Source organism: Muribaculum sp., assembly GCF_029051885.1.
Classification (GTDB): Bacteria; Bacteroidota; Bacteroidia; order Bacteroidales; family Muribaculaceae; genus Muribaculum.
Genome location: NZ_JAIDKI010000089.1, coordinates 21,490 through 32,049, shown reverse-complemented (window position 1 = coordinate 32,049; position 10,560 = coordinate 21,490). Strand labels below are relative to the sequence as shown.

Below are 10,560 nucleotides of genomic sequence, written 5' to 3'. Positions count from 1 at the left end.
TGGCAGAGATGTATCTTCTTGTCGCGGTCGCGGTAGCGGCATTTCAGGCGGTTGGCCTGGTAGGTCTCGAAGTTGGACACCGACGATACCTCGAGCCAGCGCTTCTGGGCAGCCGAATACACCTCGAAGTCAAATGTGATGGCCGAGGTAAACGACATGTCGCCGCCACAGAGACGGAGTATGTGCCAGGGGAGACCGAGCTTCTCGAGCAGACCCTGCACGTGGGCTTTCATCTCCTCAAGAGCGGCATACGAATCCTCGGGCTTCTCGATACGCACGATTTCCACCTTGTCGAACTGATGCAGACGGTTGAGGCCGCGCACATCCTTGCCGTAGCTTCCGGCCTCGCGGCGCCAGCATGCAGAGAAAGCGCAGTTCTTTATCGGGAGCTTGTCGGCGGGGAGGATGACGTCGCGGTAGAGGTTGGTCACTGGCACTTCAGCCGTAGGGATAAGGTAGAGATTGTCCTCGTTGACGTAGTACATCTGGCCCTCCTTGTCGGGGAGCTGTCCTGTGCCGTAGCCCGAAGCCTCGTTTACGACAAACGGGGGCTCGACCTCGAGATATCCGGCGTTGCCGGCCTCGTCGAGGAAGAACTGGATAAGGGCACGCTGCAGGCGCGCTCCCTTGCCGAGATATACGGGGAAACCGGCGCCGGTAATCTTCACACCGAGGTCGAAGTCGATGATATTGTACTTCTTGGCCAGGTCCCAGTGGGGCATGGCATCGGCAGGCAGCTCGGGGATTACACCACCGGTGGCCTCAACCACATTGTCCTCGGCGGTCTTACCTTCGGGCACCATGTCGCAGGGCACGTTGGGCACAGAAAGCAGTATCTCGCGGATACGGGTCTCGGTGCGTGCGAGCTCGTCGGCGATGGCCTTCTGCTCGTCCTTGAGAGCGGCCACGGCCTTCTTGGCCTCCTCGGCCTCATCCTTCTTGCCGGCCTTCATGAGCTGACCGATAGATGCGGCGAGACGGTTGAGCTCGGCAGCCTTGGTGTCGTTGCTGAGCTGCGACTGGCGGCGCATTGTGTCAAGCTCGAGTATTTCGTTGATGGCGGCAGTGCCGTCGAAACCCTTAACCGCGAGGCGGGCTATAATCCGCTCGGGAGCTTCCTTAATCTGTTGTATTGTAAGCATGATGTGATGTTTTTACGAATGCATGTGTGTTGAGGAGTGGAGTATCAGGCGAGCAGTTCCTTTACCTTGGCCGATATGGCACGGCCGTCGGCACGGCCGGCAAGAGCCTTCGATGCCACTCCCATTACTTTGCCCATCTCCTTTGCCGAGGTGGCGCCTGTCTGCTCGATTATCTTCTTCAGTTCGGCGGCAAGCTCCTCGTCGGTAAGCTGCTTAGGCAGATATTCCTCGATTACGGCAGCCTGTGCCAGCTCCTCCTGAGCCAGCTCGGGACGGCTTTGCTGAGTATAGATTTCGGCGCTCTCCTTGCGCTGCTTCACCATCTTCACGAGCACCTTGGTGGCTGTCTCGTCGGTCAGTGTACCGTCGGAGCCCTTGGCGGTCTTTGCCTCAAGGAATTCCTTCTTTATACCGCGCAGAGCCTCAAGGCGCGCATGGTCGCGCGCAAGCATCGCCGACTTTATGTCAGCATTGACTTTCTCAAACAAGTCCATAGTGAAATGTATATATTTTTGACCTACAAATTTACTCACATTTCCTGTAAATACCGTCATAAGGCTGTTTAAAATATCAGTTTTTTTATGTAGGTTTGCAGTATGCAACCTATATTTCTTATCGGATACATGGGGAGCGGCAAGTCGACCTTAGGGCGCCATCTTGCCGCCCTCACCGGCATACGGTTTATCGACCTCGACAACTATATCGAGAGCCGTTACCATGCTACCGTGCGCGAACTCTTCGACCGCTACGGAGAGGAGGGCTTCCGCCTGCGCGAGCAGGCCATGCTGCATGAGGCAGGCGAGTTTGAGGATGTGATAATCGCCTGCGGAGGCGGCACACCATGCTTTTTCGACAACATGGAGTGGATGAACGCCCACGGCACCACCGTGTTGCTCGACGTCGACATCGACCGTCTGCACGAGCGCCTGCTGCGCGGACGCCACAAGCGCCCACTGATAGCCTCGAAGAGCGACACCGAGCTACGTGAATTTATCATCGAGGCCCTGGGCGCCCGCATGCCCCACTACGAGAAGGCCGCGCTGCGGTTCAAGGCCGACCGTCTCGACAGCGAACAGGAGAAGGCGGTCACAGCACGCCGGTTCGCCGAATTCCTTCAACTCCCGACAATCACTGACAGCCATGACTGACGCCTCGGAATACTTCACCCCCGACCCACAGCCCGCAGCTGCGGCCACCATGCGGCGCCGGCTGTCGATAGGCCTGCCCGCCACCGCAGGAGGTCGTGAAAAGCGCTTCCCCCTCACCCCTGAGGCCGTAGGGGTGCTCACCGACCGCGGATATGAGGTGAGGCTCGAATCGGGAGCCTCCGCCACAATACACTACGCCGACACCGACTACATGCGCCAGGGAGCGTGTGTGACCTCGCGCGGCGAATCCCTCCAGGCCGATATCGTGATAACCCTGGGGACTCTGACTACAGCCGACCTGCGCACCATGAAGCGCGGGGCGATGCTGCTCACTCTGCTGTCGAGCGTGACAGCAGGGAGCGACACCGTGCGCGAGCTGATGAAGCGCAACATCGTGGCCCTCGCCATCGACCTCATAGGCGACCCCGAAGGCCACACGCCGTTTGCCGATATCCTCAACGAAATCGACGGGCGCGCGGCGATAGCGATAGCCTCGTCGATGCTTGCATCGGCCGACCACGGCAAGGGGATACTACTCGGTGGAGTGGCCGGCATAATACCCTGCGAGGTGCTGATACTGGGTGCAGGCATAGCGGGGAGAGCCGCGGCGTCATCGGCCCTGGGTCTGGGCGCCTCGGTAAGGATGCTCGACAACGATGTGTACCGCCTGCGCCGTGCCGCCGAGCTGCCGGGATGCTGCGTGGCCACATCGGTGATGCACCCCCGGGTACTCGAGAACGCACTGCGCACAGCCGACGTGGTCATAAACACCCCGATGGACCGGCCGTGCGCCATCGACTCCCACCAGGTCGACCTTATGAAGCGCGGTGTCATAATAATGAATCTCGCCATGAGCGAGGGCGCGCCCCTGAGCCATGTCATACCGGAGGTCGACATCACCGCCGCCGACCCGCTGCGCGCAGTGCCCAGAGGCACACGCGTATGCTATACCGGGCTCGGAAATGCAGTGCCCCGCACTGCGGCTATGGCTCTCAGCAACACATTCCTGTGGCTGCTGAGGGACATTATCGGATGTGACGGCGCAGTCAACACCGTGAAGATGCTCCCCGGAGTACAGCGGGCTGTAGTAACATTCCTCGGCAAGCCTGTCAACCGGCGGGCGGCAGAGATAGCCGGCATGAGAGCCATTGATATAACCCTGCTGCTGAGTTGCAGCTGACCTAAGAACTTGTTTATGGCAAGAAAATTTTATGTAGTATGGGAAGGCCGCGCACCCGGCATCTACGACTCCTGGGAGGAGGCGCAGGCGCAGGTAGAGGGATTTCCCGGAGCAAGATACAAGAGTTTCGCATCACAGACCGCCGCTACCGAGGCATTCCGCAACAACGGCGGCGACGAGCTATATGCCCTGCGGGCCATGGCCGCGCACAGGCAGCCTGAGATTATCAACTATGAGGCATTTCCCGAGATACGCCTCGACGCCATCGCTGTCGATGCCGCATGTGCCGGCAATCCGGGTGTGATGGAATACCGCGGTGTGGTGGTAGGCACCGGCGAGGAGCTGTTTCACTATGGCCCGGTGGCCGACGGCACCAACAACGTGGGCGAATTCCTGGCCCTGGTCCACGCCCTGGCTCTCTGCGAACAGAAGGGATGGGTGCGCACCATCTACTCCGACAGCCGTACGGCCCAGGCATGGCTGCGCAACCGCAAGGCGCGCACGTCGCTCGCCCCCACAGCGCGCAACGCCGGGCTGCTCGCCACCCTGCAACGCGCCGAGCGCTGGGTGCAGACACATACGTCGCGCTGCCCGGTGGTGAAGTGGGATACCGAGAAGTGGGGTGAAATACCCGCCGACTTCGGGCGAAAGTAATACGCCGGAGCGCACGACTCGCCGGCAGCGGCGTAAAAATATGTTTGTTGAATAACTGTATATATGATCCGACACATTATATACTCTACATACTGTCTGTTGCTCGTTTTTACCATGGCCTGCTCCACATCGGGCCGTGTCGACACCATGCTGCTTGAGGCCGAGAGCCTGATGATGGAACATCCCGACTCGGCTCTCACTATCCTCGACAGCATAAGCCCCGCGGAATTAGGCTCCGACCGTCAGCGCGCCGACTATGCCCTGCTACTGACGCAGGCGCGCGACAAGAATTTCCGGTTTGAGACCGACGACTCGCTCATATCGACCGCAGTAGCCTACTTCGACGCACATCCCAAGCCGAGGAAGCGCATGCTCGCCCATATGTACCGAGGCATACTCAATCTCTATCGCGGCAACCTCACCGTGGCCATAAAGGAGGCGCTCACGGCTCTCGACCTCGCCGACCGACTAAATGACGATTATATTTTCGCCAAGACCCACGAGCTTATAGCCGACATCTACGTGGCCGCATACAACTTCGACAAGGCAATAACCCACCGACGCCTTGCCGCCGACTACTACCGCCGAGCCGACAAGCCCCTCAACAACCAGTATGCACTCGTGGATTTGGCAAGAGAATACATTAAAGTAAAGAAGCCGACCAAATCGATATCAATCCTTGATAGTCTATCTACGCATACGAACATATCTGATTCAATATTCCAAGGATATTTCCATGCTTCTTATATCTATGGCTATACAGATTTAAATGAGTATAACAAGGCATTAGAAAATTTTATCCTAACATCCGCTTTTTGGCAAACCCAATCTCACGAAATGCATGACCGCACTCAAATTGCAGATATGTTCTCAAAAATCGGTATACTTGATAGCGCAGAATATTATCTCGACCGTGAAAAGCAACTCAATCCAAATTGGAATGAATCCGAGGAATATCATTGGGCCAAATCAAACATATATGTACTGCAACAGAACTACCAAGAAGCCCTGACTGAACTACATTTATCTTGGGACATACATAATAACAAAGTAGTTCATGTACTAAAAAACAATGTAGCCTATGCTGAAAATGACTTCAACAAAAATAAATCTGTCATTGAAAAACGCAGCGCAGAAAAAAACAAAGTTATCATATGGCTGCTAATAGGAGTAATTGTAACCATATGCATAGCTTTCATTGCATTTTATCGGGAGCGCATGAAGCGCAAACATCGTGAAATAGAAATAAAAATGCTTGAAGCTCAAGAATTACTATCGCGGCTTGACTCGTCGGAGAACAATGCATGCAGACTAAAATCAGAAATTGATGAAAAAAATGAGATTCTTCGCAATCATGCATTACTAATCAATAAACTGTTTAAAGACCGCTACACAGTTCTGAATAATCTCAGCAACGAATATTTCGAAAAACGAGATTCCGCACTCGCTCGTGGAACCATAATAAAAGACTTTGAGAATGAATTAACTAAAATAAAACAGGACGAATCAATAGAGCGACTAAAGGAAATTGTGGATCAATGCCGAGACAATATACTGACTCGAATGCGCCAACAATTACCGAGATTCAAAGAATCTGACATTACATTCTGTGCTTTGCTTCTTGGCGGATTTGCCCCGCGTACCATATGTCTCCTTATAGATATTCAGTACGGAAATTACTACAACAAATGGACGCGCCTACGTGCCCGTATTTCCAACTCTGACGCATCTGACAAAGAGTTTTTCTTGAACGCATTAAATAAATCCCTGTAAACCAAGGCATTACCCATATAATACGATTGATGATTAGCAACATGCTGATAATCAGCGTGTTGTCATAACAGCCGCAAGTGATAAATTTAAAAATATTTTATCATCCGCAACTAGCTGTATTTCAGCATACTACATTATCAAATTTTACATAGTGATAAATATTTTCGGGATTATAAACACCCGATTCTATATCTCAAATCTCTAACTTTGCGATAACAAACAACACCATGTATCACACAATGAAAATAAAAAATACTCAAATACTTATGTATGCTCTGATTGGAGCATTGACAATGGGTATCTCGATATACATCATCCTGTTTATCGGCATGTATGTAATCCATGGAAGAGTATTTACCGGGCTCGACGAGCCATAGTATTTCTATCCGCTATACATACTTTGGGTATGTATGGGAGGATATGCAGGAGTATGTTTTCGCAAACAGTATCTAACCCATATAATGGTCTTTATAAATGAGCATAAGGATTTGCCACACTCCACAGCAAAGAAATTTTCCAAAGAGAGTTTTAAGATACTATATGCCGGGCAATTGTTTCCGGTAGTTGCATGGTTTCCACTGGCATATTATTCTTTTGAAAGAGCGCTCCCGGATTCAATAGGCGATATTATATTCATCATCGCAATCGAACTGATTGCATTTAAGCTCTACCGGATAAAGAACAGATAAGCTGTCAGTAGACCATACCATATCATACACAAAGCTAATGTTTTTCGGCATTTTTGCATAATATTTGCAGATATTTACCTATCTTTATGGGAATTTATCGCCATACGGTAGGGATTGCATGTAATTCAATATCCTCCGACTACATTGGTGACAAACATATAGAATATACTACTGTATAATTGAACGATATATTCCGCACAACTCATTAACCGGTTTTACTACTGATGAAGAAAACTATAACATATTCAATAATCTATTTCGTGAGTCTGGCATGCTTGTCGTGGCTAATATACGAAGACTTCAAGTCTGACAATATAAGAAATATAATAATATCATCGGTCTCAATTATTATCGGCACCATCGCCTATATCCAATTGATGATGAAATGCAGAAAGTGTTAAATCATCATACTATCCCCTCATAATATATGCGAAACTATAAATTCAGCTTTCTTGGATACTTAGCCCTGAATGTGGCGCTTGTAATTGCTCTTTTGGTGATACGCGGACTTGATGTCGACGCCCCCGTCCTGACGGGTATAATTGAACACAGTATCGTGTTTTGGGGAGGAAGCATGGTATTGTTTCTGTGGAGCAAGGTGTTTAAGGTCACTGACGACTATACCGGTGTGGGCACTCTCAACGGCCATACCACCATGTCGCTGACGCTGGTGTTGGCGTTGGTCGATTTTATGGCGGTGTATTATTCGATGTTTGGCCATGAGGCGCTCTATCGTCCTACGATTGTGGGGCTTTGTGTATGGGTAGCATGCTTTTTGTCTTCAGTGTTTTACAGCAAAAATCTTATCAGCCGGCGCAAGGAACGCGCTTGATTTCGTGTCGCCGGGCTACGCCGGGCAGGCCGTGCGAATGGACATACCCCACCCTGCGAACCGCTATGGCGGCTCTTGGGTGGGGCTAACGTTGTGTACACCGCTAAAGCGGCTATGCGCTGACGCGGGAGTTGCCGATGTAGTCCATTCCAAAACCGGCAATGGATTATATACACCATGTGGACGGCATGGATTGGGATGCGACGGCAACTCCCGCGTCAGCGCATAGCCGCTTTAGCGGTGTCTACAACGTTAGCTTATGGTAAGCGCAGCATCGCAAAAGGGGAACGACCAACTATATCATAGCCGCCGGATGCGACGGCAAACCCACGCGTCAGCGCATAGCCGCTTTAGCGGTGTCTATAACGTTAGCTTATGGTAAGCGCAGCATCGCAAAAGGGGAACGACCAACTATATCATAGCCGCCGGATGCGATGGCAACCCCACGCGTCAGCGCATAGCCGCTTTAGCGGTGTCTACAACGTTAGCCTATGGTAAGCGCCGCCTTAGCGGTGCGCAGCCATAGGTCGGGATGCAACGCCCAACCCGGTGCCCGGCGTAGCCCGGCGACACGCACCAACACTCATGGTTTCCGTAGTGTCGCCGGGGATTTTCCACTCTCTAAAAACGACGTATCCCATGAAGCATCGGACTGCTTCATGGGATACGTGTTTATAAATAGACAGGCTATAGCGCCAATCAATAGGCAAACATGGGATAGCCTTCCATCACGGAGTTGACCTTCTCGCGCACTGCGGCGATCATCTTGGGGTCGTCGTGGTGGGTGAGCACGGTGTCAATCATCTCGACGATGTCGCCCATGAGGTCTTCCTTGGCGCCGCGTGTGGTGATGGCGGGGGTGCCGAGGCGGATACCGGAGGTCTGGAAGGGTGAGCGGCTGTCGAAGGGCACCATATTCTTGTTGGCTGTGATGTCGGCCTCTACGAGCACTTTCTCAGCCACCTTACCTGTGAGGTCGGGGAACTTGGTGCGGAGGTCGACGAGCATGCAGTGGTTGTCGGTGCCGCCGGAGATAATCTTGTAGCCCTTGTCGATAAGGCCCTGAGCCATGACTGCGGCATTTTTCTTCACCTGTGCCTGGTAGTCGCGGTAGCTGGGCTGAAGAGCCTCACCGAAAGCGACTGCCTTGGCTGCGATTACATGCTCGAGCGGACCGCCCTGTACGCCGGGGAACACTGCCGAGTCGAGCAGGGCCGACATCTTGCGAACCTCGCCCTTGGGATTTGTCTTGCCCCAGGGATTCTCGAAGTCCTTGCCCAGGAGGATGATACCGCCGCGCGGACCGCGGAGGGTCTTATGGGTGGTAGAGGTGACGATATGGGCATACTTGAGGGGGTTGTCGAGCAGGCCTGCGGCGATGAGTCCGGCGGGATGGGCCATGTCGACCATGAAGATGGCACCGATCTCATCGGCCAGACGACGCATGCGTGCATAGTCCCACTCGCGGCTGTAGGCGCTGGCGCCGCCGATGATGAGTTTGGGACGCTCGCGGCGTGCTACCTCCTCCATCTGCTCGTAGTCTACGAGTCCGGTATCCTCTTTCACATTGTACTCCAGGGCCTGGAACATGAGGCCGGAGAAGTTGACCGGGCTACCATGGGAAAGGTGACCGCCATGTGCAAGGTTAAGTCCGAGGAACTTGTCGCCCGGCTTCATGCAGGCCATGAATACGGCCATATTGGCCTGTGCTCCCGAGTGGGGCTGCACGTTGGCGTATTCGGCGCCGAAGATGCGCTTGATTCGGTCGATGGCAATGCTTTCGGCCTCGTCCACAACCTGGCATCCGCCGTAGTAGCGGTGGCCGGGATATCCCTCGGCATATTTGTTGGTAAGGCATGAGCCCATGGCCTGCATTACCTGGTCGCTGACAAAGTTTTCAGAAGCAATCAGCTCGATGCCATGACGCTGGCGCTGGTGCTCGCGCTCAATGATGTCGAAGATGGCGTTGTCTCTTTCCATTTACGTTGATTGATGATTTTATTATTTGATGAAATCTTTTTTGAATCTGAGTACTCGGAGAACTCCGAGTACTCTGAGTTCTCTGAGGGCTCCGAGCTTTCGGAGGCTCGGAGAGCTATCTCTTTTTCTGCCCCTTGACCGACCATCCGAAGCGGCCGAGGCAACGGCCCAGCTCATAGTATCCGCCGTGGCTGTAGGCCATCAGGCCTGCGCGGGCCAGGTCGAATGCTCCGGTATCGGGGTCGATAAAGCGGTCGTCGGCAATCACACCCGCCACGTCGGCGATAAACATGTCGTGGCTGCCGAGCTCCATTACGTCGCGCACACGGCATTCGATGCTGAGCGGCGACTCTTCGATATAGGGGCATCGCACACTGACACCCTCTACGGGAGTCAGACCTGTCTCGGCCCACTTGTCGTAGTCGGCTCCGGAGCGTACTCCGGCCCAGTCGGTGGCGCGTGCCATGTCGGCTGTGGTAAGGTTGATGGTAAACTCCATCTCCTCCTTTATTATAGGATAGCTGTGGCGCGAGCGGCGCACGGAGATGTAGCACATCGGAGGCTCCGAGCATATGGTGCCTGTCCATGCCACGGTGAGCATGTTGTAGCGCTCAGGGGTGTTGCCGCAGGTGACGAGAGCCGCAGGCACGGGATAAATCATGTTGCCCGGTTTCCAGACTTGCTTCATCGGCTTTTTTTATTTTATGTGGGCGTGGGAGGCGGCCACTGAGTGCCCGCAGTAGTAGCAGCGTATCACACGATGGGCGGGGTCGACGAGGTCGAAGCGTGTACGCATCGGCTCGTTGTTGGTGATACACTTGGGATTATCACACTTCACTATGCCCATCACAGTCGACGGGAGCTCGACATGGTATTTCTCTACCACCTCGAAGTCGCGGATGATATTGATTTTAGCCGTCGGGGCTATAAGGGCTATGCGGTTGAGCACATCCTCGGGGAAGAATGTGTCGGCCACCTTGATTATGCCTTTGGTGCCGAGCTTTTTGGAGTCAAGATTGTTGCCGATGGTCACATGCTTGTCAAGACGCTCTATGCCGAGGATTCTCACAGCCTCGAAGAGCACCGACGATGGTATACGGTCGATTACCGTGCCGTTGCGCAGAGCGGCTACGGCGAGTTCTTTCTTTGATGACATGGGGTG

Annotated in this window: 12 protein-coding genes; 7 read left to right on the top strand and 5 right to left on the bottom strand. The window is 53.5% G+C overall.

Annotated elements, in window-relative coordinates:
• Both serS and K2I50_RS04050 read right to left on the bottom strand, forming a co-directional pair.
• On the bottom strand, positions 1–1,142 hold a 1,142-nt coding region (gene serS / locus K2I50_RS04055; RefSeq protein ID WP_301024957.1), incomplete at its 3' end, for a serine--tRNA ligase.
• A 44-nt stretch (positions 1,143–1,186) separates the two neighbouring features.
• Positions 1,187–1,636 carry a GatB/YqeY domain-containing protein gene (locus K2I50_RS04050; protein WP_301024956.1) on the bottom strand — a complete coding sequence of 150 codons (450 nt, stop codon included), beginning with the start codon at positions 1,634–1,636 and terminating at the stop codon, positions 1,187–1,189.
• 102 nt (positions 1,637–1,738) lie between these two features.
• Here K2I50_RS04050 and K2I50_RS04045 point away from each other — a divergent pair, with 102 nt between their 5' ends.
• The 7 genes from K2I50_RS04045 to K2I50_RS04015 all read left to right on the top strand — a co-directional run bounded on the left by K2I50_RS04045 (position 1,739) and on the right by K2I50_RS04015 (position 7,418).
• On the top strand, positions 1,739–2,290 hold the full coding sequence (locus K2I50_RS04045) for a shikimate kinase (RefSeq protein ID WP_301024955.1): 552 nt from the start codon (positions 1,739–1,741) through the stop codon (positions 2,288–2,290).
• Positions 2,283–3,470 (top strand): alanine dehydrogenase, encoded by a 1,188-nt coding sequence (locus tag K2I50_RS04040; protein WP_301024954.1) that lies wholly within the window; start codon positions 2,283–2,285, stop codon positions 3,468–3,470. Before K2I50_RS04045 ends, K2I50_RS04040 begins: the two co-directional genes overlap by 8 nt.
• Positions 3,471–3,485: 15 nt before the next feature.
• Positions 3,486–4,124 carry a ribonuclease H1 domain-containing protein gene (locus tag K2I50_RS04035; RefSeq protein ID WP_301024953.1) on the top strand — a complete coding sequence of 213 codons (639 nt, stop codon included), beginning with the start codon at positions 3,486–3,488 and terminating at the stop codon, positions 4,122–4,124.
• Between the two features lie 63 nt (positions 4,125–4,187).
• Entirely contained in the window at positions 4,188–5,897 is a 1,710-nt protein-coding gene (locus K2I50_RS04030) for a tetratricopeptide repeat protein (protein ID WP_301024952.1), read from the top strand.
• Positions 5,898–6,136: 239 nt separating this feature from the next.
• Positions 6,137–6,274, top strand: coding sequence for a hypothetical protein (locus K2I50_RS04025; RefSeq protein WP_301024951.1), 138 nt, complete (start codon positions 6,137–6,139; stop codon positions 6,272–6,274).
• Positions 6,275–6,307: 33 nt separating this feature from the next.
• Positions 6,308–6,586: a hypothetical protein gene (locus tag K2I50_RS04020; RefSeq protein ID WP_301024950.1), complete on the top strand. Its 279-nt coding sequence runs from the start codon at positions 6,308–6,310 to the stop codon at positions 6,584–6,586.
• A gap of 427 nt (positions 6,587–7,013) precedes the next feature.
• Entirely contained in the window at positions 7,014–7,418 is a 405-nt protein-coding gene (locus K2I50_RS04015) for a hypothetical protein (protein WP_301024949.1), read from the top strand.
• Positions 7,419–8,117: 699 nt separating this feature from the next.
• Here the strand turns inward: K2I50_RS04015 and glyA are convergent.
• From glyA to K2I50_RS04000, 3 genes are all read right to left on the bottom strand, one after another.
• A complete protein-coding gene (glyA, locus tag K2I50_RS04010; RefSeq protein WP_278436676.1) occupies positions 8,118–9,398 on the bottom strand; it encodes a serine hydroxymethyltransferase in 1,281 nt (426 codons plus the stop codon).
• 115 nt (positions 9,399–9,513) lie between these two features.
• On the bottom strand, positions 9,514–10,086 hold the full coding sequence (locus tag K2I50_RS04005; RefSeq protein ID WP_068961561.1) for a flavin reductase family protein: 573 nt from the start codon (positions 10,084–10,086) through the stop codon (positions 9,514–9,516).
• A 9-nt stretch (positions 10,087–10,095) separates the two neighbouring features.
• Positions 10,096–10,554, bottom strand: a complete 459-nt coding sequence (locus K2I50_RS04000) for an aspartate carbamoyltransferase regulatory subunit (RefSeq protein ID WP_068961562.1) — start codon at positions 10,552–10,554, stop codon at positions 10,096–10,098.
• Between the last annotated feature and the right edge of the window lie 6 nt (positions 10,555–10,560).

Coding starts and splice junctions, on each gene's coding strand:
- K2I50_RS04050 (WP_301024956.1), bottom strand. CDS start 1,636: ATGGACTTGTTTGAGAAAGTCAATGCTGACATAAAGTCGGCGATGCTT.
- K2I50_RS04045 (WP_301024955.1), top strand. CDS start 1,739: ATGCAACCTATATTTCTTATCGGATACATGGGGAGCGGCAAGTCGACC.
- K2I50_RS04040 (WP_301024954.1), top strand. CDS start 2,283: ATGACTGACGCCTCGGAATACTTCACCCCCGACCCACAGCCCGCAGCT.
- K2I50_RS04035 (WP_301024953.1), top strand. CDS start 3,486: ATGGCAAGAAAATTTTATGTAGTATGGGAAGGCCGCGCACCCGGCATC.
- K2I50_RS04030 (WP_301024952.1), top strand. CDS start 4,188: ATGATCCGACACATTATATACTCTACATACTGTCTGTTGCTCGTTTTT.
- K2I50_RS04025 (WP_301024951.1), top strand. CDS start 6,137: ATGAAAATAAAAAATACTCAAATACTTATGTATGCTCTGATTGGAGCA.
- K2I50_RS04020 (WP_301024950.1), top strand. CDS start 6,308: ATGGGAGGATATGCAGGAGTATGTTTTCGCAAACAGTATCTAACCCAT.
- K2I50_RS04015 (WP_301024949.1), top strand. CDS start 7,014: ATGCGAAACTATAAATTCAGCTTTCTTGGATACTTAGCCCTGAATGTG.
- glyA (WP_278436676.1), bottom strand. CDS start 9,398: ATGGAAAGAGACAACGCCATCTTCGACATCATTGAGCGCGAGCACCAG.
- K2I50_RS04005 (WP_068961561.1), bottom strand. CDS start 10,086: ATGAAGCAAGTCTGGAAACCGGGCAACATGATTTATCCCGTGCCTGCG.
- K2I50_RS04000 (WP_068961562.1), bottom strand. CDS start 10,554: ATGTCATCAAAGAAAGAACTCGCCGTAGCCGCTCTGCGCAACGGCACG.